The organism is Paenibacillus sp. B2(2019), assembly GCF_008370385.1.
Lineage (GTDB): Bacteria > Bacillota > Bacilli > Paenibacillales > Paenibacillaceae > Paenibacillus_AQ.
In genome coordinates this window covers 727849-749855 of record NZ_VTZR01000024.1, presented here as the reverse complement: position 1 = coordinate 749855, position 22007 = coordinate 727849, and the positions used below count along the sequence as shown (strand labels likewise).

Sequence of the window (22007 nt, the reverse complement as noted above, 5' to 3'; positions counted from 1 at the left end):
GGTACATAGTATCCCTCCTATTAAATATGTAAGAATAATTACACCTCCATATAACAAGCTTAAGACTTATCCAGAGTAGTTCTGTCCGGGTGAGAACCTATTCTTCAGTGAGGCCCGTGAATGAATCAGTAACATCGGGACCAGTTGTTCGGTTCGCCGACTGATTCTTTGTCTCCCTTCCGGATGCATAGCAGACAGCAACAATCGAAGATAAATGGTGGTGATGCGTTCAAAAACACCGGACTTTATATTTTGCTGTTCAAAACCAAGACCGTGTGTTAATCCCCGATGGAGCAGTGTAATACCCAATAAAGCCTTGACCTGCCTGAACTCGGACTGCGATTCGAAGGCTTCATTGATTTGCTGCATTGATTTACGCAGCATGCGAGCCGTTTGGAGTGCAGCACGATCCGATCCTTCGGACTGGATCAACTTCAGAATGCTTCCATTATCGAGGTGGAGCTCTCCCACCCACTCACCCTGGTTGATGACCGTGGCGTCCTGGCATACAATTGGCTGTCCCCGGTGTTTTTTTAGCATCACGGTACATATACCAAAACTCGACTTATGCGATCCGCGAAAATGTGAAAGCAACGCAAAAGCTTTTTCCCACATCATCCAGACGGATTGCACTGTGGTTTTACGTATTTTGAAACCCAACTCATCCACCATCCTTAATAAGGTTATAGTCTCTCTTTTCATACATTGTACATAAAGGAACTTTCTTTTTTCTTATCCGATTCTTACAAAAAGCTTAAGAACTGTTCGACTGCAACAAGGAACATAATGAACCAAATTAAATCTTTTTAACGTCTACTTCTATTTGACGCTATTCACCGGAATTTCTCTGCGCGTATATCAAATTTTTATACAACTATTTTCATTAGGACATAAGCTTCTCCAGACCACATTACGGGCCCACATGACTTCAAAGTAAAAAGGTAACTTCAAAAGAAGTTACCTTGAATAAACAATCGTTATGATGTCATTTCATCGTCTTTTGTTTATTGATCACAAATTTACTGGCTGTTTAGCTCCCCTGCTTCCTCATGATGAATAAGACATGCTGCTATCAACCCAATGCACAAAATACATGCCAATAGAAGAAACGTAATTAAATAACTTGCATGATTCATCAATTGAAGAGAGATAATCGGACCAAAGCTTGTGCCTGTAAACAATATAAAAGTATATACAGATACAGCTATCCCGCGCATCTTGCCGCCCACTTGCCCAACAAGCGAAACAAGTGAAGGAACGGCTAGTGCGATCCCCGCCACAAAAAGGATGCTCATCACAATAAGAAGTGGCAGATTAGAAATCATCCCCATAGACCCCAAACCAATGATCGCTAGCAGCAATCCACCGCGAAGCGTTATACCTACGCCGACACGTTTGGATATTCTTCCCGCGAATGGAGAAACGAGCATAAGGCAGAGTTACCTAACATCATGTATTCGAGATATGCACAGAACTCCGAAAAACTAATTTATGAATAATCCGGATCGGATGTTTATGCAGCTTTAATTGCTTTCCATTAACGTACCTATTCTTGCCACACCACTCTTGAGCGCCGCTCGAATAACCGCTTCCCGGATACGCTCCACTACCCGTGGATCAAACGCATTCGGCATAATATAAGTTTCATGAAGATCACTGGCGTCAATTACTGAAGATATCGCCTCTGCAGCAGCCAGTTTCATATCTTCATTGATTTCAGTGGCGCCACAGTCAAGGGCTCCACGAAAAATACCGGGAAAACAGAGAACATTATTGATTTGGTTAGGAAAATCGGAGCGCCCTGTCGCCATAACCTTGACGTAAGGCGCGGCAATTTCAGGATCAATCTCCGGAGTAGGATTGGCCATGGCAAATACAATCGGATCAGCAGCCATTCTTTTTACATCACCTAGCTTTAAGGCACCGGGGGCGGATAGTCCGATAAATACATCGGCACCCTGAATAACTTCAGATAAGGAACCTATCTCCAGATGAGGATTCGTAATTAGTGCAAACTCGCTCCAATGCGATTTATCGTAATGGACAGCACGGTTAATTGCACCCTGGCGGTCCACACCGATCAAATTTACAGCACCGGCATGCAGGAGTATCTTGGATACGGCGATACCGGCGGCTCCAATACCGTTCACCACTATCTTTACATTCTTAATGTCCTTGTTGCATACTCTTAACGCATTCAAAACTCCAGCCAGTACCACAATCGCCGTTCCATGCTGATCGTCGTGGAAGACTGGAATATCGAGCTCCTGCTTAAGTCTCGCTTCAATTTCAAAGCAACGAGGCGAAGAAATATCTTCGAGATTAATGCCTCCGAAGGTAGGGGCGATCGCTTTGACAATCGCGATAATTTCTTCGGTATCTTTTGTATCCAGGCAGATTGGGAAAGCGTCCACATCTGCAAACTGTTTGAACAACGCTGCTTTGCCTTCCATGACCGGCATGGCTGCTTTGGGACCGATATCGCCAAGTCCAAGTACAGCTGTTCCGTCACTAACGACCGCCACCGAATTTTTCTTAATCGTATATTCGTATGCTTTATCTTGGTCTGCGGCGATAGCCTGACACACTTTAGCTACTCCGGGTGTATATACCTTGGATAAATCCTCCATGCTTCGAATAGGGTTCTTCAAGCCGGTCTCCAGCTTGCCGCCAACATGCATCTTCATTACTTCATCCATTATTTTCATTACTGTTCCTCCTGTTAATTGCAATATATTTTTCTCTATAAGCTTTCTGGATGTATGCTTGACATCCTAATCAGCTCCAAAACCGCAATAGAATAGTTGCCACAATAACAGTGCTGACGCCGCCGATCCTGGTGGAGATCTGGGCAAATGGCATGAGCTGCATACGATTGGAGGCAGAGAGAATAGCTACATCTCCGGTTCCACCCAAGCCGCTATGGCAGACGGTTACAATTGCCGCATCGACAGGGTACATATTGATTTTTCTTCCCACAAAATAGCCGGAAACCACCATGCTGAAGACGATAGCGAGGCAGGTCAGCACATAAGGTAGAGAGATAATGGCAGCTACATCCTTCAGAGGAACGTATAGCATGCCCAAACCTACCATGAGCGGCCATGTCAGGTTACCAGCAACGAACTTATACAACTGGTAAGCCCCATTTTCGAATCTTTCGGGAAGCGCCTTGACACATTTGATCAGTACAGCCATCAGAATCATGACAATCGGTCCGGGTATCCCTACATAATCTGCAAGCAATGCCCCAACAATGAAGAAACTGCATGCGATCAGAAGTCCCGCACCCATCATCATGAAATCTTTAGGTTTGTTATCCGGATTCTCATGCTGTAGATCGTCACCGGATTTGACTAGTGTACCGTTGCCGCTTAGATGGGGCTTTTTCTCGCCCAGACGTTTCAGGAAGCCCGCCACAATGATGGCGAATACGTTGCCGATAATTGCCGACGGGATCATCTGCGATACGTAATAACCCGCTTCGTGTCCACCCAGAATGCTTGAGTATGCAATCGAGAGAGGAAGAATCCCTTCACCGATTCCACCGCCAAGGATCGGTACGATAATAAAGAAGAAAGTATGATACATGCTATAACCTGTGAGTGTTCCTACCAGTAGTCCGCCGAGAACCGCTGCAATCGTCCCGACGATCAGCGGGATGAAGATCCGCGTAATACCCGCTACCAATGTTTTGCGGTGCATGCCGAGCATACTGCCACTCACCAGGATGGAGATGTACAAGTACAGGAAGTTGGCCTCTTTCATCAATGTGGTGACAGCGTCTGTCACAGTAGAGTTGAACAAATTCAAGTAAATCAGCAGGGATGGGATCATAAGGGCCATGATTGCGGGGCCGCCTATATTTTTCAACAAGGGAAGCTTCATACCGATATCACTCAGCAGAATACCCAGAACCATAATGACAGCGAACCCTCCAATCATGTCATTCGGTAGCTTCCCCGCCACACTTGCAAGAAGAATGACCACTGCCAGAGCTAGATACACAGGGAGCGGAAAGACACCCACCTTAAATTGCTTACATTTTTGAATGAAGGCAGCCTTTTCTGGCAGGGAACCTTCCTTTCCTTTGGAAACAGGTGATGGAATCGTATTTTGCATTTTTCATTTCCTCCTAAACTCTTTTCTAGCCTTATAGTAGCGGAAATGAAAGCGCTTTTGTTTTTACGTAATTATTGATTGAATTATAAAAATTATTAAAGTAAGCGCTATCAAAAATAGACAATCAAAAACCGCCGATTCCTTATAAAACACGGAACCGGCGGCCCACTCCAAAAAATTATATGAATTTAGAAATCACAGAACTGCCGCGGGAAGACATGCGATAGCGCTGTACAGGTCTTCCTATGGTGCCATAGGTCAATTCACTGTTCAGCGCTCCCATATCTGCGAGGACAGCAAGATATTTCCCGACCGAAACCCGCGAGATTCCGGAACTAACTGCAATCTCTTCAGTGCTAAAGGAATTTGCATTATGGGTCTCCACCGCTTTCCAGACCGTCCGCAATGTATGCCGGGTAAAACCCTTGGATAAATCCTGAACGGCCGAGGGCTCTTTCCTATACCCGGTTAGCTTATCTAGTTCAGACTGATCCAGGGAATCCTGATTGCGGAACAGAAAATGCTGCTCCTTGTAGGCGGAAAGGGCTGCGAGAAAGCGTTGAAACTCAAACGGTTTGATAAGGTAATCGACTGCACCGTTCTGAAGCGCGTCTCGGATACTGTCCTTATCGCTCGCAGCCGAAATGATAATCACATCTATTCGTTTGCTGCCTCGACGGAGAGCGGACAGCAGTTCCAATCCATTGCTCTCTTTCATGTAAATATCCAGCAGAATCAGCTCGAAAGACTCATCTGCCAATTTGAGGAGAGCTTCACCCACTGATTTTGCCCAGCCTTTACACTGAAAACCTTCCACTTGCTCCAGATAGAATTTATTCATCTCGGCTACCATCGGATCATCTTCTACAATCAATACACTAATCATTGACCATCACTCTTTGCTCGATAGGGTAAACTAACCGTAAATCGGGTCCCTTCTCCCTTTCCTGTTTCACAAACAATCTTACCTCCCATAGCTTTAAGGCTCCGCTCAACCAGATACAAGCCGATGCCTCGGTCATTTCCTTTTGTCGAATACCCCTGTTGAAAAATATACGGCAATTTCTCATCTGGGATACCGCTTCCATTATCGCTAACCGTAACTATCAGCGTCTTATCCTGATATTGAAAGCTGAAATGAATATATTTACTGCCTCTACCTTCCGGCGCTTCCATTGCATTATCCAAAAGATTACCGACTATCGTAATGAGTTGGCAGGAGCGTTCCGGATCGCTAGGCTCCGGCAGAACCCCATCCTCCAGAAGCACCAGCCGAACTCCGGCTTCTCTGGCCCGGCTCAGCTTACCCAATAGAAATCCGGCCATCACAGGGTCCTTCACTTGTCTCACCACCGTTCCCATCTCTGCCTGTGTTGTTGTGACAGTACTTGTTATATAAGCCTCCAACCGATCATACCTTTTCATATGTGTTAATCCTAATATTACATGCAGCTTGTTCATAAACTCATGCGCCTGGGCACGCAATGCCTCGGCATATAAGGAGATGCCAGATAACCTTTCCATAAGTATGCTGATCTCCGTCTTATCACGGAATGTGGCAATTGCACCTTCTACTGCTCCCTTTACATGAATAGGAACCACGTTTGCCAATAACGTAACACCGCTATGCTCCACCTCCAAGTCCTGGCTGGCTTCACCGGTTTTGAGCACTGTATTCATCCGCAGTGATGGCCAAAAGCTCTCCACCGACTGGTTCAAGGGATCATCCTGCATGCCAATGGCTGCAAGCAAACGCCTGGCTTCAGTGTTAATCAAAGTAATACGTGACTCTTTATCAACGGCAATGACTCCCTCCCTAACTGACTGTAGCATGGAGTTGCGCTCTTCCAAAAGCTTAGCAATAGCGGCCGGTTCCATGCCAAACATCATTTTTTTGATAATACGTGCCAGCAGAAATGCTCCCGCAGCCCCTATTAGACTGCCTATAAGCAATCCCCAATAAAGGATTCCCACGTTCTCTCTTATGGCAAGTCTGATGTTTCCCAGTGATATCCCTACTGCCACCGCTCCTAATTGTTTCCCGCTTGCAGAGAAGACAGGTGAAAACGCTCTTACAGATGGGCCCAAAGAACCCTCGGCTTCCGAAATGCTTTCCTGCCCCTGCAAGACTGCGGCTTCGTCGCCACCGATAAAATGCTTACCAATTTTGTCCTTGTCCGGATGGGAATATCGGATCGCATTCATATCCATGACCACAACAAATTCCACATTGTTCAACAATCGGATTTCCTCAGTGTAGCTTTGCAATTCAGACGAGCTGCGTGATTTGTTTAACGCTTCAATAATTAGAGGGTTACGCGATAACGTACGGGAAATGATCACAGCCTTTTGTTCCAACGAGGATTTTGTTTGTGAGGAAACCTTTATACTAAATAGCACATAGACCACTAGCAGCATTATGATAAGAACTGCACCAATCATCAAAGTAATTGTAGTTTGCAGCCGAAGTGTGTGTTTGCCAATTTTCATCAGCTGTCCCTCCGGGAATTTTTCTTCATTCTAACGTATACACGCAAGGATGGCTATGACCTTATACGGTACACCGTTATAATAAAACAACAAACGCATGGCTAAGATGAGCCCAAGCGTTTGTTTGCCTAGCCGAAAAGAGGCAGGGGGATAACTTAATGTGCTTTTACGAATTCAGCGGATTTTATACCCGTTTGGCGGCCGAAAATAATGATTTCCGCAACAGAGTTACCACCGATCCGGTTTTGACCATGCAAGCCTCCGGTAACTTCGCCTGCTGCAAAAAGGCCTGGAATCGGTTGTCCGTCTTTATTTAAAACTTCTGTGTTGGTGTTGATTTTCACGCCTCCCATCGTGTAGTGAATTCCCGGGCCGATTTTAATTGCATAATATGGCGCGCCGGACAAGTCATTGTCCATTCCGGTTGTTCTGCCGAAGTTGGCATCCTGTTTATTCGTCACCGCGCTATTCCAGCTGTCCAGTGTAGTTTTCAACTGATCTGCCGGTACGTCCATTTTTGTTGCCAAAGCCTCGATCGAATCTCCTTGGATAACGAAGCCCATTTTTTCATATTGTTCAATCGCTTTAGCGCGAGACTTTACGCCGGAATCAAATACAAGAAACGCAGATTTCTCAGGAAGCTTATTGATTGCAGCGGTAACATTATCTCTTGTATCCAGTTCGTTTGTGAAACGTTTGCCCACACTTGAAACCAGAATCGCTCCTTCCCCACGAACAGCCTCCCCAATGAGATAGGATTTTTCCTGCTGCACAGTCGGGTGAACTTGGATTTGATCCATATCGACTGTGGTACCGCCGAGCTTCTCAATCATCTTGATACCGTCACCGGTGCTGCCCGGCTGGTTGGTGGTAACGTACCCCTCCAAATCAGATCTGACTCCTGAAATCATGTCTAGATTAGCGCCGAAACCGCCGGTTGTCACCACGACAGCAGACGCTGTAATCGTTTTCTCCTCACTTTGGTCAAAGATGACTTTGACGCCATTGACCTTACCGTCTTTTTCGGTAATTTCTTTGACATTGGCGTTAACAAAAAGGGGAATGCCTTGTTCTTGTACGTTTTCCACCAAACCTTTGACAAGGTATTGTCCTACTGCAGAGCCATCTTCAGGACGGTGTGTACGTTTTTCGTTCATCCCGCCTGTAATCGTGATATTATTCAATCTAATCCCGATAGAATCCAGCCAATCAATCGCACTTGCGGAATGGTCTACGAAGAAACGAAGCATCTCTTTATCGTTCGTATCGTGGCCACCTTTTAAGGTCTCTTCATAAAAGAGATCATTGCTGTCTTCAATGCCTTGCTCTTTTTGGAATTTCGTTTCAGAAGCATTCATTCCCGAAGATGATTTTGTTGTATTCCCGCCGGCAACCGGCATTTTTTCAAAAATAACCGGGTTCATACCTTTTGCTCTCGCCTCAAGTGCAGCAGACATTCCGGCACCGCCTGCACCGATAATGATGATGTCATATTTATCTTTTAGTTGATCGTACGGTGTATAGCTAGCTTTGGATGCTCCCGAAACGGCTTCAGTTTCCTTTGTCTCGTTGATCTTGCTGGTGTTCTTGCTGGTGTTCTTGCTGGTGTTCTTGTTCCCGTTTCCATTGCTGCTGTTGCTGTTGCCACATCCTGTGATAACAAGCATGACTGAGAGAACGAGAATAAGAGCAGTGGTTACTTTTTTATTCATGTTATAGCTTTGCCCCCTTGTGAATATTTTTACAATCAGCTTAACGGCAAAGGCCCTGCTCTTGAAAGTTTATGTAACTAAAAAAAACGTTTTGTAACTAAATTAATCACTGCAATGTGTACGAAAGACCGCCGGTTAGGGGCATGGCTCAAAAAAAGAAGAGCCTTTAGGCTCTCCTTCGTTTACAAGATCGCTTTCATCCGATTGTTTCTTGGATTATGCTCTACTTCCGCAAGACCCAATTCTTCGAGCAACGGTGGGATATACATTCCGAATCGCCCCCGAAGTCCCTTCTTTAATCCATACCAACCGCCGACAGGGTTTTCAGGTGAACGCCCCCATGCTTCAACGGTACCTTCTTTTGCTGGTTTTTGCTCATCAGCACTTCCTAACTCCATCCAATCACCATTTTGTATAAGCATGGCGTGCAGATCTTCAATACAGCGGTAGTCATAATGCAAAACCGTTTTCCCTACAGTGCAAACTATAATTTCTTTACCGTCTTTTTCGACCTTATACATTTCATACTCGGATGTTTGCGGTGGTGTCTTTAACCTCCAAGGATTTTCCTTGGTTCCTGTAGCTGTCAACATATTTTCAACTCCCAAAGTAACTCACAAAATTAGTAAGTTCTAATCATTTTATTATATTTGCATCATTTTACTATACTTCATTACCTTTATTCGTCCTACTCAGTATAAGAAAGCTTGCACCATCATTCCAAACTACTCAACTCCACCACATCTCCACTAGTGGCCTTCACAGCATAATTACAATCTAACTTCCCGCACAGCACATACTTCTTCTGCCCAGGATCATACACATAGACGGGTTTTAATTCGAACCATCCCTTGAGCTTGTCATGAGCTTCGTCATGGCTTACAGAAATCCCCTCTTCGCTCTTGAACTCATCAAACATATCGAGCATTGGCTTGTTATCCATATAATTTATAACCTTATAATTCTGCACATCGATGAACAGGAGGATCTTACGCTGGAATATACGATTACTTGGCGCCTTCATCCTCAGTGTTGCCTGAATATGTCCTCTTTCCCGTTGTAAGGTCTTCAATATCCATTCTCCGGATTCATCCGGATAGAGCTGGCTTAAACCAGCTTCAACTGCGGCTATACATTCGGCTTGTTCTGCGTCTGTGATAGGAAATGAGTCCGGATGCGGCTCACTAGCTATTGCCTGCTCAATGGAAACTACCTCAAGTAGACGTATCTCCGTCCTTTCGAACGGCTCCAGCTCCGTATTCTGTTGCTCCCAATGTATTACTTGATCAATATTCAGTCGTGCTCTCGTACCTGATATAAACTCAAATGGGATGGTGGTTGTTCCGTCATTTGAAATGTAGATTTCTTCTATCCCATAGATCGGCAGCAGTTGCTTCGTCTCGTACACCGGATATTCTATAAGCTGTAGTTGTTTCCTCGCCTGTGGCTCTATCGTTTGAAGTGTGAGAGTATAGTTCTCTTTGTGCACAAGGGAGCTGGAAGGAAACTGGCCATATACACTGTAAAAAACAAGCCTGCCTTCCGCATCGAAGCGAAGCTCGATCCGTCCACCAGGAGTGACTGGTATGCTACCTATTTTTTCAATAAAATGATATTCACCATTCTGTTTCTTCTCTAAGTGGAAGTGTTTACCGTATACCACCCTTGCCTCAGCTTCAATCCACCGGATGACTCCGTTAAAATCTATATTTTGGAATGGTGTCTCATTCGCATAAGATTTCCCGCCAACAAAAATCACACTTTTATAGTTGCGGGATTGTAGGTCAATCGTGATGACGGCAGTTCCTTCAGGATTGTAATCGCCCTTCCATTCCTTAATATGAGCAGGAAACCATTCCATACTAAGAAAATAGTTGGTCTCTCCCAGCATCGTAACGTCGCGATAAATTTCATGAGAGTGTAAGTAGTAGTTGTCCAACCCATATTTTTGCTGTGTGGCATCAAGCAGTTCTTTGATTCGAATATCCATCATAGTGCACCCCATAAAATTGATGCCTACATCATACCATTACTTAGCGTTGATTATGAAACGCAGCAGCGAATATTGGAGTCGATTGTTACTTATTAAATAGTAAAATCTTCTGAATATTGTACAAGCTCATGCAATGGGTTTTGCTGATGTTCAGAAAATGATCAGTAGCTTGGGTTTTAATAATACAGAGTGTATTAATATTTTGCACAACCTTCACCAGAATTCTATACGTGAATAATGACCAAATATTTTAATGGAGGTAAATCATCATGAATGACATCATCGATGGAAATGAGGCATTAATACAATTTTTCCCACTTCCAGCGCATCTTTATAGTAAGGATATTGCTTGTATTGTAATTGTTGCTTATGCAGAAGAGCAGGGACCAAATTTAACAGGCCTCATAAACGCTCTATACTCCAAGGGATATACAAACCTTGATCATCTACTAAATTCCACATGGAAAAAACTATACCAAGTTCCGAGGTTGGGACACAAAAGACTGATGCTTCTACTTCATTTACTAGAACGAATTTCTGCAGATCCCAAGACCATAGAAAACCATACCATTGTCCCTCGTGTTACAATGCAGAGTAAAAAGGAAATGAAAGAATTAACTTTAAAGAGGATTATAAAGAAGTATAACGAAACATCTGTGGAGGTATTAAGTGAAGCTACCGAAAAAGAAGCTCGTTTAAAGAAAATTAAAGATAGACTACGTGAAATGGGGATGATCATATAACAATGCCCCGCCAGTAATCACTGATGGGAATCTTTTTTATGATCGATTTGGCTTGTGTGCCTGGATTACCTACCAACGAAATGCCATATGCATGCATGAAAAAACTCAAGCGGCATTACGCTTGAGTTTTTAAGATGTATTACAAATTGTTAATAATTTTTTTAAGCTCTTTTGCCGGTACTCCTGCAACGACAGTATTCGCTGGAACATCTTTAGTGACAACTGCTCCTGCCGCAACAACAGAGTTATCTCCAATCTTCACCCCGGGCAGTATGGTAGCGTTTGACCCAATCCATACATTGTCTCCAATGATAACTGGAGAGGGATAGGTTACATTTCTCGTTTCTAAAGGTAACCCATGATTAAGAGTAGCAATCGTGACATTCATACCAATCATTGTACCGTCCCCTATATTAATTCCACCTCTATCTTGGAAGGAACAGCCTGTGTTGAAAAACACATTCTTCCCTACAGTGATATTTTTCCCAAAGTCTGTATAAAACGGCGGAAAACACATAAACGACGAATCAACTTTATTGCCTGTAAGTTCACTAAAAATCTCCACTATTTCTTCTTTTGAATGATAGGATGTATTCAATTCCATGGTGATCTTTTGAGCTTGATAACTGCATTGAGTTAATAATCCATGCAATTCTTTATCCTCACCCGAAATTGAATTTCCCTTCTTACAAAAATCAATAAATTCTTTCATCTCCATTTTTAAAATCACCAGCCCATTTTAATTATACTTCTGATAATGCGATTCATATGTTAGCGGCCTTGCTCACATCCCTTTTCATTCACATCATAAGTTGATATGATTCAAATGACTAATACTTATACCAAATACACTCTTATGCTTTTTAAGCATAGATATAATAAGGAGACTGTTATGGAAATTCGTGTATTACGCTATTTCATTGCTGTAGCGAATGAAGAGAATATATCGGCTGCTTCAAAACAGCTGCATTTGTCTCAACCTACATTATCAAGACAATTAAAAGACCTTGAAATGGAATTAGGAGCAACTTTATTTGAAAGAGGTAATCGGAAAATTACTTTAACAGATGAAGGGAAGTACTTATTTAAAAAAGCGAAGGAAATCGTTGCGCTAGTAGATAAAACCGAAGCCAGTTTTAAAGAATCAAAAGAACTGATTAGCGGAGAAATTTATATTGGTGGTGGTGAAACAGAAGCTATGAATTTCATTGCCAAAGCATCAAAAGAATTACTTGAACATTATCCAAGTATTCGATTTGATTTATACAGTGGTAATGCTGACGATATTACTAGCAGGTTAGACAGTGGATTATTAGACTTCGGCATTGTCATAGAACCCACAGATAAACAAAAATATGATTATATAAAATTACCTGCTACTGATGTTTGGGGTGTTTTAATGCGCAAAGATAGTCCTCTAGCGTACAAGCAGTTCATCCAGCCAATAGATTTAATAGATAAACCACTGTTAATTTCACGTCAAACTGCTGTCAGTAACGAATTCACAGGATGGTTTGGAGCGAATATTGAGGATCTCAATATTGTCGCAACTTATAATCTACTTTACAATGCTGCACGAATGGTAGAGGAAAATATTGGATATGCATTGTGCTTGGATAAACTTATTAATACATCAGGAGATAGCAAGCTTTGCTTTAAACCTTTAAACCCCAAATTAGAGGCTAATTTAAATATTATCTGGAAAAAACATCAAGTGTTTTCTAATGCAGCAAATAAATTTTTAGCTCAGCTACGAAACAATATAAAAATATACAGTTCATAACTGTAGACAATAACCCTGGGAAAGCGATCCCCCCAGTCGTAACGTGTGTTTGTATGTTAGCTTGTCTTCAAAACGCAAGAAAAGCCCAAGCTTTTTTCTCAGCTTGAGCTTAGTCTTACAATATTAAATGTTGTGCCCTAACCAATGACACACAGCACTCCATATGTCTCAAGTGTTAAGCACCCATATTAACCTAGGACAACGCCAACATCGCGTTCATATCTTCCTCGGCAGTAGTAATCAGCTTTAATCCAAAAAGCTCTACCAACACATCCAACACCCCATCCGAGATAAACTCAGGCGGTTTCGGTCCGATACGAATATCCTGAATACCAAGACTGAACAAACCAAGCAGAATGGCTACCGCTTTTTGCTCAAACCAGGACAGCACGATGCTGACAGGCAGCTCGTTCACCGTACAATCAAATGCCTCAGCCAGAGCTAAAGCAATCTTCACCGTAGAACCAGAATTATTACATTGCCCAAGGTCAATATAACGCGGAATGCCTGTGTCTCCAACAGTTCCATAATCTACGTCATTAAAGCGGAATTTTCCGCAAGAAGTGGTTAAAATGACGGTATCGTTCGGTAAGGAGGTCGCCAACTCGCGGTAGTAATTCCCACCTTTACCTGGCGCGTCACAGCCTGCAATGACGAAAAACCGGCGGATATGCCCATCTTTGACAGCCTGAATGATCTCTGGTGCCAGCCCGATTACTGTTTCATGATGATATCCTGTCGTAAGTACCAGATCTGACTCTACATCAGCCGCAGGTAATGACAATGCACGATTAATCAGGGGGGAGAAATCGTCATTCGTGATTTTCGCTACACCTTCTAGTCCTGCTACTTCATATGAGAAAAAGCGGTCTGCATACGTACCCTTAATCGGCATCACACAGTTTGTAGTTGCAAGAATCGCACCAGGAAACTGCTCGAAAAGTCTGCGTTGATCGTACCAAGCTTTGCCGATGTTGCCTTTCAGATGTTTATACTTCTTGAGCGCAGGATAGCCATGGGCAGGTAGCATTTCCGAGTGGGTATAGATGTTGATGCCCTTTCCTTCCGTCTGCTGCAGCAATTCCTCGAGTGCATACAGGTTATGCCCTGTCACCACAATACATTGACCTTCAATTTTATTCTGGCTGACTGTGATTGGTTGTGGAATCCCGAAGCGATCCGTATGCGCACGATCTAGCAGATCCATGACGCGAACCGCCGCATCTCCAACCTTCATCGCCATTTCCAAATGCTCCTGCGTATTAAAGTTGGAATTGGTCAAGGTCATGTACAAAGCTTCGTGGGTAATACGATCCACCTCAGGATCGCTATATCCTAGCTGCCGAGCATGTGTTGCATAAGCTGCAATTCCTTTTAAGGCAAAAATCATCGTGTCCTGTAAACTCGCAATGGTTTCATTTTTGCCGCATACTCCAACAACGGTGCAACCGCCAGTCGGTGTCTGTTCACACTGGTAACAAAACATATCGTTATCCTCCATATTTAGATAATCTTTCGTTACTCTCAACGTAACAGAACACCAAACCTTGAGTTGTGATTACACACACATTTTTTTAGATCAAGCAGATTTAAATAGCCGTCTATTGATAACAACCATCATTATAATAACGCCTATACAAATGAAAATATTAATCCCAAAAACCATTTTGAACGCCTGTAGCTGATCTTCCTGCCCTATCTCTCCACTCACCATCCCAAGTCCAAGTGCTGAGCCAAACACCATCCCCGCATTTCGTGTTAAGGCAATTATTCCTCCAATTGAACCTACGTGTTCCTTAGGCGTCTGCTGCATAATATAGCTATTATTCGGAGAAGCAATGAGCCCCATCCCAAGTCCAATAAGACATAAAATCGCAGCGATTCCATAGACCGGGATATTCTCTAAAAATACTAGCAACAGGACGAACCCGCCTCCCATAGCACTCAGCCCCATAAGCATCAGCCGACGAGAACCATAACGATCGGACCAGTAGCCTGCAAGAGGACCTGCAAAAGCCAATGCAATGGGATAAGCCGCCATAATGTAACCGGTCGTGGAGGACGAAAACTGAACCGCTGCTCCCATCAAATAAAATGGAATAAGGACAAGCAAGGTATTAGAAAGAATAAAAGAGGCACAGCTAACGATCAAGCCACCCGCCACAGAAGGAATTCTCAGCGCCCGAAGAGGTAGAAAAGGTGTCTTTTGCCTCCGTTCCCATAATAGAAACGTGACCAACAGCAGGATAAACCCCATCAAACTCGCCGTCGTCTGCGTAGACACCCACCCCCACTTGCTCCCATTTGTTATCACGAGAAGAAGCAAGGTGATCCATACCATGAACAAGCTAGCCCCCACGATGCTGACAGTTCCCGATTTACGATCTTGCACACGGCTCGGAATGTACCGGTATGCCATAACTGTAGCCACAATCGCCACAGGAACATGGATCAAAAATAGCCACTGCCAGCTAAGCCACTCCGCAATCAACCCTCCCGCAATAGGGCCTGTCATCCCGCCCAGTGCGACAGCCGTACTCAGAATTCCGAGTGCATGTCCTCTTTTCTCTTTCGGCATATGGATGGTGATGAGCGCAATATTCGTTGCTTGGAACATCGCAGCACCTATACCCTGCACAACTCTAAGCGTAAGCAATATTGGCAGATTAGGTGAAAAAGCGACCAAGATCGAACCAACTGTAAAAATCACATATCCGAGATTATGAATGCGGCGAAACCCATAACGATCACCCAGTTTTCCCATCACAGGGAGAAGCGCAGTAATCACTAGTAGGTACCCTGTTGTGATCCATAAACCCTTTGCAAGCTCCGTCTGAAAATGATTTATAAAAAAAGGAAGCGATACATTCATAATTCCGGCTGTAAAATGGGAAATAAAAGCTCCCATACAAATAGCCGCCATCATACCCAACCGCCGCCTGCGGGTGCCCGCTAGCTCTGTATTTTTTGCAACATTCATACTGATCCCGTCCCCACTCATATTTGTCTAAGAATTACTAACAATTATAAGTAGATCCATTGCCAGGACCAATCCCATAAAGATGGGATATGAGATGTTTAAATAGGCTCCAGTCAGTACAGCCTTGTCTTCCCCCTCGCTTTCACAGTCATATATTATATCTGCTTCAGCTTGCCTTCTTCGCAATTCGGAAAGTAGCTAAAAAGCTTAAAATTACGAAAAGAAGCTGGATCGATAAGGCCAAGAGGATTCCTCTCATTACGCCCCATCCAAAGGATTCACTAATGGTAATTAGGGCACCGCCTAATCCGATGCTAAGTGCAGGACTAAACGCATCAATAAATTGAATATTCGCTGAAATTGAACCTGCATCGCCATCTTCGGCATGCTGGAGCGCAATGGCTCCCGTGGTTGGATGTGCCAGCCCTATTCCAAAACCGGTAAGTATTTGTGAGAACACTGCGAGCACAATTCCATTACCTGAAATGCCTATCACGGTTATGACCAGCGCAACTCCGACTATCATAAAAGCAACGCCAATCGTCACCCGTTGTCTACGGCCACTCCCATGGTCTTGTTCATCAAGCTTGGATTGCATCCACGCTGCTATTGACCAACTTATAGCCCCGGCAGCAACGATTAAGCCCGCAATATCTGCCGATAACCCTTTAACATTTGTTAGAGCTAGCACAACATAGCTTTCAACAGCATAGTAGCATGCAACAAACAGCCCTCTAGTAACAATGGTTGCCGGCAAACCTTTTCTAACTACTAAAGCACCCTCTGGCAGCAGTTTCCGTAAAGGTTGAATCATAATCAAGCCCCCTGCAATTGAAATCACAATCCCTTTCCAAGAAGGTAAAAATCCTAATCCTGCTAATAGCAGCCCTGTTCCTAATGTTAATAAAATTGCGTATATTTCTTTATACGTCCCTCTTTTCGTCGATGAAGCATTATTATTTTCAGCTTGTAACTTACGAAATAATGGGAGCGTTAAGCATACAGATAGAACAATGAACGGCAGAACAAGCCAGAACACAAACCTCCACGAAAGATTTTCGGCTAAAAGCCCTGCGATATAAGGACCAATTAATGCTGGAAGAATATAAGCACTAGAGAAAGCTGCAAGTATTTTTGTTCTTAGACTGTCAGGGTAACTTAAAGTAATGCTGGAGTATACACAAGTTAAAAGTGCACCTGCTCCGAAACCTTGAAAAGCTCTTCCGCCGATCAACATGTAAATATTGAAGGAAGTTGCTGCAATGACGATACCCGTAACAAAGATTAGAATAGAAACTACAAATGATTTATATACACCATTCTTATCAATCTGCTGTCCAATGACCATTGTGCCAATGATTTGGGATAAAAGAAATGCACTAAAAATCCAACCATAATAATGGATCGCATTCAAACTTTGCGCCACCTTTGGTGCAATCGTCGTAACCCCCAATCCTTCAAATGCTACTGTTGTGACTGCCAGAATAATACCGATAGTCAACGCTCTGTACTGGGCATCAAAAATCCCGATTTTATCATTGCTGGTTCTCATCTTTGTATCCCCCTTATAATTGTCGAAGCATTAGTTGCTATAGCAAGTATTAAGTAATAAAAAAAACAAACGATTCAAAACAAATGGTCTTGACGATAATCGTCATAGCAACTAATTGGCGTGAAGAGCTTCTCTTTTTACAAACAAAATCTACTATAAATCCTTTACATTATTATGAATGACAGAAAGTAGCCTTCTAAAGGTTTCAACCTCTTCCTCAGTTAACCCTTCAATGGTCTTTCTATACGCTTCAAGAGAGGGAGCAAGAATCTCATCTTTTATTTCACGCCCTTTAGAGGTTAGATATACACGTAAAGATCTTCTATCCGTCTCATGGGTTACACGATGAACAAAGCCTTTCTTTTCAAGCTTGAAGAGCATACGCGCAATGTTAGTTTGATCTTTATAGAGTCTTTCAGCAATATCCTTTTGAGTAATCCCTTCACTCTCCCAAAGAATAACGAGGATCTCCCATTGGTCCACCGTAATATCAAAGGGATTTACCACTTTTTGATAATAGTTATTCAGCTTTAAATCTGCCCGGTGTACAATTACGCCTATGTATTTTTCTAATTCCAATGGTATAGCCTCCAGATAATAGACATGATTATAGTTGCTATGACGAGTATAATTGTAAAGGCTAATAAATGCAACGCTAGAATATAAGCTCCTTATTTCGCAGATTTCAGCTTCTTCTTCTCTTGAAACCAGCCCATCACTAGAAGTATTAGTGGAATGATAAACAACATCGGAATCTGGACATAGAACCGGACGACACGTAATCCTGTATAGATAAATTCTACATAGTTTCCCGCCATCGCAATGGAACAAATAAACATAACCATAGTCACAGGGATCATTAATTTGCGATAGGAGGGAATACCGAACAATGTTGCCGCACCGATTAACGTCGCATATAAATAAATGCCGATCCGGAAAAAACCACCGACAATAGCCGTGACGAGAAACAATACATCCAATCGTTCTAGTAAAGCTCTTCCCTCAATCAACTCCGAGGTTGTCAGCAATGGGTATTGTGTTCTTGTAAATAGATCCGCACCGAGGACAGACACATTTAGCATCGTAACAAACGCGATAAAAGATCCGCTGATCAATAATCCTGTAATCACTGTTTTCTTCACTTGTTGCGGTTTATTCACATAGGGAAACAACATCAAGAACACTATAATCTCTCCAAAAGGAAATACAACGGTGCTTGGAATCGATTGCCTCAGTACGGTTAACCATCCCTCTTCAAGTACAGGTCTTAAATTTTGAAGATTTACATTCCCAGATGTAACAATCGAAATTAGACCGGTTACAGTAACAAGAAGTAACACAGAAAAAAAGAGCTCCGCTGTCCTCGACAACACCTCAATACCTTTTCCAATGACATACATAACCGAAAGTAGCATCAAAGCAATAATAACGAGAAAGGGAGTCTGTGTAAAAACAAAGGATACAGCCATTGAGGCGAATTCACGGACTACAAAACTCCCATTAAACAAGAAATAGACGACATATAACAAGGCGACGATACGACCCACAACGGGCCCTAATATTTTTTTCGCATATTCCGTGAGCGGAAGATCCGGATAAAATAAAGACAATCGATGATAGATTAGAAATAAACAAATTCCCCCGAGCATTCCGAGGATTGCGGTGATCCATGCATCTTGCTTGGCTTCCGCACCAAATCCGGAGATAATCGCGCTCACGATTTCAAACATCAATACAAGGATAAGCAATTGACGGGGACTGATCTTTGCTTTTTCCAATGTCACTCCTTCTCTCTATGAACAATTCATTTATCAGCTATTATCGATACTTTCCATTATGGTTCTATTACGCAACCCAGTATTACGCAAATAAGCCTCCACTTTCACTTTTACTTCAATCGTGGGAAAGGTCACATCGTTCCAATCCCGCTTTAACGTTCTCCATTGCTTAGGGTGATCACGATGCACCACTTCTCCAAATCCAAAAATGTCCGACTTTTGCTGTTGCATTAATTTAATCGTGGCTACCGCTTCATCATGAACGGCTTGCATGTACAGGCGCTCAATTTGCAAAAACAATCTCGGGTTAGTTATATCAATTGGGACATCAACCTCACCAATATTTGCATCCGCGCCAATCTTCACCTCAATAATTGGTTTACCGGATTTATCAAAGCTTGAATGAAATGATGATTTGGTTCGTATATTCTCGATCCCGATTGTATGTGGCTGATCATTCCAATCCATGGTTAACAATGTCGAATTAACTCTGCCTAACACCCATAAGAATCCACGGCTTTCATTTCCGTCTAACCACCTCATTAATTTTCCATCTTTAAAAGTAGCAATCCCATTAGCCATTAATTTGTCTTCTTTATTTGTAGAATCGAGTTGAATGCCAGTAATCGTAGGTTCTTTACCAGATGAGACGATGGCTTGAATGACTTGGTATATTTTCTCATCGATATTTTCACCAAAGGCTTTCTCGGTTTCAGCTACCATTTTCTTAATTTTAATGGCAGGTGAATTATCGAGACTCGTTCGTTGTTTAATGATTTCTTCTCCCGTCGTTCCCCTCGCGATAACCATTGTAGCGGAAGGACGAAACTCACTATCCCGCTCAATGCCGTCAAAAAGCTTCTTTATCCCTTGTGTTGTAGCTAATTCTTCACCTACCAAGAGAACTACCGCATGACCATAATGCAATTGCCTAGAAAGTTTTCTCGAAAGAACGCGGGTGGCGTCAAATACATTATTTCCTTCTGCTGAATATGTGGTTGGAGGTAACGGAGCAGGGCTACCTCCTCCTTGTGTACTTGAGACATTTATTGGATTCACGATCTGAACCGTAACCCTAATGTTCTTTGTTTCTCCTTTATCAATCGCCATCGCGACCACAAAACCGATATCCGTTAACTCTCGACTATCCCAGCAACCCGTAAGGAGAGCAATCATAACCATCGACAAACAAAGCCGTGCCATTCTACGTCCCATCTTGATCACCCACTTGCTCTGTTGTAGGCTTCTTCATCAATTTGGGAACCAAATGTCTCATCCAAATCGGTAAAGGTGCATGAACCTGACTATTCTTTACATGCATCATTGGACTATAAGGAGCCATGTAAGGTACACCAAATGAACGTAAACTACACATATGTGCAATGATCATAATCAAAGTAAGAATCATTCCAAAAAAACCGAACGTTGCTGCACTGATCATGAGGAGAAAACGTAACAATCTCGCGGATACAGCAATCGAGAAAACAGGCGTCGCTAGACTAGATATAGCTGTAAGTGAAACAACAATAACCATTGCCGTTGACACTAAACCTGCTTGTACAGCCGCCTGCCCAATGACAAGTGCTCCAACGATGGATACTGCTGATCCAATTGCTTTTGGCATACGAACACCCGCTTCACGCAGAATTTCAAAAATAACCTCCATTAATAGCGCCTCTACAAACGCGGTAAATGGCGTTGCTTCTAGCTGTGAAACAAGCGAAATCACTAACTGCGTTGGTATCATTTCTTGATGAAAGGTTGTTGCTGCAATGTAAAAAGAAGGCCCAATCATCGAAATGATGAACATTACGATTCGTAACAGCCGCAATGCAACACTGATATCATACCGATGATAAGAATCCTCTGTAATTTGAAAGAATTGATTAAAAACGGCTGGGATGATTAGCATAAAGGGGGTTCCATCCACCATAATTGCAATTTTTCCTTCTAAAAGATTAGCAGCGACGGTATCTGGGCGTTCTGTAGGTAGGATCGTTGGAAACGGAGTAAAACTCTGATCTTCTATCATTTTCTCAATGTATCCTGATTCCAGAATGCTATCCAATTTGATCTTGCGGAGACGTCGCTTCGCCTCTTCAACAATGCTATCATCCGCGATCCCATTTATGTACATGATCCCTATCCTGGTATGTGTAACTTGTCCTAACGTCATCGATTCCAGCCATAAATTAGGATTTCTTATGCGACGCCGAACCATCGAAATATTTGTCGTTAAGCTTTCAACAAACCCTTCACGAGATCCTCGAATAGAAGTATCCGTACCGGGCTCATCTATGGCGCGGACTTCACCGCCCGATGTAGCAATCGCTAGGGCTTCATTCGATCCATCAATTAATAAAATGGTCTGCCCCCACAACAGAGCATCATAGAGTTCATCCCATTGAACAAGCGTCTTCAGACCACCGATTGGAACAATTTTATCAGTGATTACTTGGACCAGATCATTTAATGTCCTTTGTTCATTACTCAGCATGACGTTCAGCAAGACTTCCATGACAAATTGATTAATGGTTGTATTGTTAACAATGCCATCCACATAAATAATTGCGGCTTGAAGCTCCTCCTCCGAGCCCCCAATCGTAAATTCTCGAATAATTATATCTCCACTATTCCCTGTCTTTTGGCGAATCTGCTCTAGATTGACTCTTAATTCTGTTGAATCAATCGGAATTGAAGGGACGGTCCATTGTGGATTGCTTCCAGCACTTTTGCTACTTGCATTGCCATCCTCTGCCATGCCCTTCACCTTTCTCTCCATTATTTGCTGCTCATTGCGTGATTATTCTACCCATTAACAGCAAATATTATTGGAAGATTAACAATGAAAGCA

Annotated in this window: 18 protein-coding genes and 1 pseudogene; 2 read left to right on the top strand and 17 right to left on the bottom strand. The window is 42.9% G+C overall.

Features of this window, described 5'->3' with window-relative positions; translation table 11 throughout:
• Positions 1-66: 66 nt before the first annotated feature.
• The 9 genes and pseudogenes from PAENI_RS24680 to PAENI_RS24640 all read right to left on the bottom strand — a co-directional run bounded on the left by PAENI_RS24680 (position 67) and on the right by PAENI_RS24640 (position 10317).
• Positions 67-672: a YkoP family protein gene (locus PAENI_RS24680; protein ID WP_179086687.1), complete on the bottom strand. Its 606-nt coding sequence runs from the start codon at positions 670-672 to the stop codon at positions 67-69.
• Positions 673-1019: 347 nt separating this feature from the next.
• Positions 1020-1430 (bottom strand): annotated as a pseudogene (locus PAENI_RS24675) (MFS transporter); the annotation flags it as partial.
• 93 nt (positions 1431-1523) lie between these two features.
• Positions 1524-2708, bottom strand: a complete 1185-nt coding sequence (locus PAENI_RS24670) for an NAD(P)-dependent malic enzyme (RefSeq protein ID WP_149646998.1) — start codon at positions 2706-2708, stop codon at positions 1524-1526.
• Between the two features lie 70 nt (positions 2709-2778).
• Entirely contained in the window at positions 2779-4122 is a 1344-nt protein-coding gene (locus PAENI_RS24665; RefSeq protein WP_149646997.1) for a 2-hydroxycarboxylate transporter family protein, read from the bottom strand.
• Between the two features lie 178 nt (positions 4123-4300).
• Entirely contained in the window at positions 4301-5008 is a 708-nt protein-coding gene (locus PAENI_RS24660) for a response regulator (RefSeq protein ID WP_149646996.1), read from the bottom strand.
• Complete coding sequence (gene dcuS / locus PAENI_RS24655; RefSeq protein WP_149646995.1) at positions 5005-6612, bottom strand: DcuS/MalK family sensor histidine kinase; 1608 nt, start codon at positions 6610-6612, stop codon at positions 5005-5007. The genes PAENI_RS24660 and dcuS overlap by 4 nt, the downstream gene beginning before the upstream one ends.
• A gap of 155 nt (positions 6613-6767) precedes the next feature.
• A complete protein-coding gene (locus tag PAENI_RS24650) occupies positions 6768-8324 on the bottom strand; it encodes a flavocytochrome c (protein WP_149646994.1) in 1557 nt (518 codons plus the stop codon).
• Between the two features lie 182 nt (positions 8325-8506).
• Positions 8507-8917 carry a DUF6855 family protein gene (locus PAENI_RS24645; RefSeq protein ID WP_149646993.1) on the bottom strand — a complete coding sequence of 137 codons (411 nt, stop codon included), beginning with the start codon at positions 8915-8917 and terminating at the stop codon, positions 8507-8509.
• 122 nt (positions 8918-9039) lie between these two features.
• Positions 9040-10317, bottom strand: coding sequence for a hypothetical protein (locus PAENI_RS24640; protein WP_262495714.1), 1278 nt, complete (start codon positions 10315-10317; stop codon positions 9040-9042).
• 269 nt (positions 10318-10586) lie between these two features.
• Here PAENI_RS24640 and PAENI_RS24635 point away from each other — a divergent pair, with 269 nt between their 5' ends.
• Entirely contained in the window at positions 10587-11060 is a 474-nt protein-coding gene (locus tag PAENI_RS24635; protein WP_149646992.1) for a hypothetical protein, read from the top strand.
• A gap of 139 nt (positions 11061-11199) precedes the next feature.
• Here PAENI_RS24635 and PAENI_RS24630 read toward each other — a convergent pair whose 3' ends face one another.
• Positions 11200-11778 carry a sugar O-acetyltransferase gene (locus PAENI_RS24630; protein WP_149646991.1) on the bottom strand — a complete coding sequence of 193 codons (579 nt, stop codon included), beginning with the start codon at positions 11776-11778 and terminating at the stop codon, positions 11200-11202.
• A 174-nt stretch (positions 11779-11952) separates the two neighbouring features.
• On the opposite strand from PAENI_RS24630, the gene PAENI_RS24625 reads away from it, so the two are divergent.
• Positions 11953-12843: a LysR family transcriptional regulator gene (locus tag PAENI_RS24625; RefSeq protein ID WP_149646990.1), complete on the top strand. Its 891-nt coding sequence runs from the start codon at positions 11953-11955 to the stop codon at positions 12841-12843.
• A 193-nt stretch (positions 12844-13036) separates the two neighbouring features.
• On the opposite strand, the gene hcp is transcribed toward PAENI_RS24625, so the two are convergent.
• From hcp to PAENI_RS24590, 7 genes are all read right to left on the bottom strand, one after another.
• Positions 13037-14329 carry a hydroxylamine reductase gene (gene hcp / locus PAENI_RS24620; protein ID WP_042189677.1) on the bottom strand — a complete coding sequence of 431 codons (1293 nt, stop codon included), beginning with the start codon at positions 14327-14329 and terminating at the stop codon, positions 13037-13039.
• Positions 14330-14422: 93 nt separating this feature from the next.
• Complete coding sequence (locus PAENI_RS24615; protein ID WP_149646989.1) at positions 14423-15823, bottom strand: MFS transporter; 1401 nt, start codon at positions 15821-15823, stop codon at positions 14423-14425.
• A 166-nt stretch (positions 15824-15989) separates the two neighbouring features.
• Positions 15990-17375, bottom strand: coding sequence for an MFS transporter (locus PAENI_RS24610; RefSeq protein ID WP_149646988.1), 1386 nt, complete (start codon positions 17373-17375; stop codon positions 15990-15992).
• Positions 17376-17528: 153 nt separating this feature from the next.
• Positions 17529-17954 (bottom strand): MarR family winged helix-turn-helix transcriptional regulator, encoded by a 426-nt coding sequence (locus tag PAENI_RS24605; RefSeq protein WP_042189684.1) that lies wholly within the window; start codon positions 17952-17954, stop codon positions 17529-17531.
• A 92-nt stretch (positions 17955-18046) separates the two neighbouring features.
• The gene (locus PAENI_RS24600; protein WP_076286525.1) at positions 18047-19153 is read right to left on the bottom strand and encodes a GerAB/ArcD/ProY family transporter; all 1107 of its coding nucleotides are present in this window, start codon (positions 19151-19153) and stop codon (positions 18047-18049) included.
• A 33-nt stretch (positions 19154-19186) separates the two neighbouring features.
• The gene (locus PAENI_RS24595) at positions 19187-20368 is read right to left on the bottom strand and encodes a Ger(x)C family spore germination protein (protein WP_149646987.1); all 1182 of its coding nucleotides are present in this window, start codon (positions 20366-20368) and stop codon (positions 19187-19189) included.
• Positions 20358-21935 (bottom strand): spore germination protein, encoded by a 1578-nt coding sequence (locus PAENI_RS24590; RefSeq protein ID WP_262495713.1) that lies wholly within the window; start codon positions 21933-21935, stop codon positions 20358-20360. The genes PAENI_RS24595 and PAENI_RS24590 overlap by 11 nt, the downstream gene beginning before the upstream one ends.
• Between the last annotated feature and the right edge of the window lie 72 nt (positions 21936-22007).

Bases quoted from the DNA above. Each gene is read 5' to 3' on its own strand.
- PAENI_RS24630 (WP_149646991.1), bottom strand. From the start codon at position 11,778: ATGGAGATGAAAGAATTTATTGATTTTTGTAAGAAGGGAAATTCAATT.
- PAENI_RS24665 (WP_149646997.1), bottom strand. From the start codon at position 4,122: ATGCAAAATACGATTCCATCACCTGTTTCCAAAGGAAAGGAAGGTTCC.
- PAENI_RS24590 (WP_262495713.1), bottom strand. From the start codon at position 21,935: ATGGAGAGAAAGGTGAAGGGCATGGCAGAGGATGGCAATGCAAGTAGC.
- PAENI_RS24595 (WP_149646987.1), bottom strand. From the start codon at position 20,368: ATGGGACGTAGAATGGCACGGCTTTGTTTGTCGATGGTTATGATTGCT.
- PAENI_RS24660 (WP_149646996.1), bottom strand. From the start codon at position 5,008: ATGATTAGTGTATTGATTGTAGAAGATGATCCGATGGTAGCCGAGATG.
- PAENI_RS24645 (WP_149646993.1), bottom strand. From the start codon at position 8,917: ATGTTGACAGCTACAGGAACCAAGGAAAATCCTTGGAGGTTAAAGACA.
- PAENI_RS24635 (WP_149646992.1), top strand. From the start codon at position 10,587: ATGAATGACATCATCGATGGAAATGAGGCATTAATACAATTTTTCCCA.
- PAENI_RS24625 (WP_149646990.1), top strand. From the start codon at position 11,953: ATGGAAATTCGTGTATTACGCTATTTCATTGCTGTAGCGAATGAAGAG.
- PAENI_RS24670 (WP_149646998.1), bottom strand. From the start codon at position 2,708: ATGAAAATAATGGATGAAGTAATGAAGATGCATGTTGGCGGCAAGCTG.
- PAENI_RS24650 (WP_149646994.1), bottom strand. From the start codon at position 8,324: ATGAATAAAAAAGTAACCACTGCTCTTATTCTCGTTCTCTCAGTCATG.
- PAENI_RS24640 (WP_262495714.1), bottom strand. From the start codon at position 10,317: ATGATGGATATTCGAATCAAAGAACTGCTTGATGCCACACAGCAAAAA.
- PAENI_RS24610 (WP_149646988.1), bottom strand. From the start codon at position 17,375: ATGAGAACCAGCAATGATAAAATCGGGATTTTTGATGCCCAGTACAGA.
- dcuS (WP_149646995.1), bottom strand. From the start codon at position 6,612: ATGAAAATTGGCAAACACACACTTCGGCTGCAAACTACAATTACTTTG.
- PAENI_RS24680 (WP_179086687.1), bottom strand. From the start codon at position 672: ATGGTGGATGAGTTGGGTTTCAAAATACGTAAAACCACAGTGCAATCC.
- PAENI_RS24615 (WP_149646989.1), bottom strand. From the start codon at position 15,823: ATGAATGTTGCAAAAAATACAGAGCTAGCGGGCACCCGCAGGCGGCGG.
- hcp (WP_042189677.1), bottom strand. From the start codon at position 14,329: ATGTTTTGTTACCAGTGTGAACAGACACCGACTGGCGGTTGCACCGTT.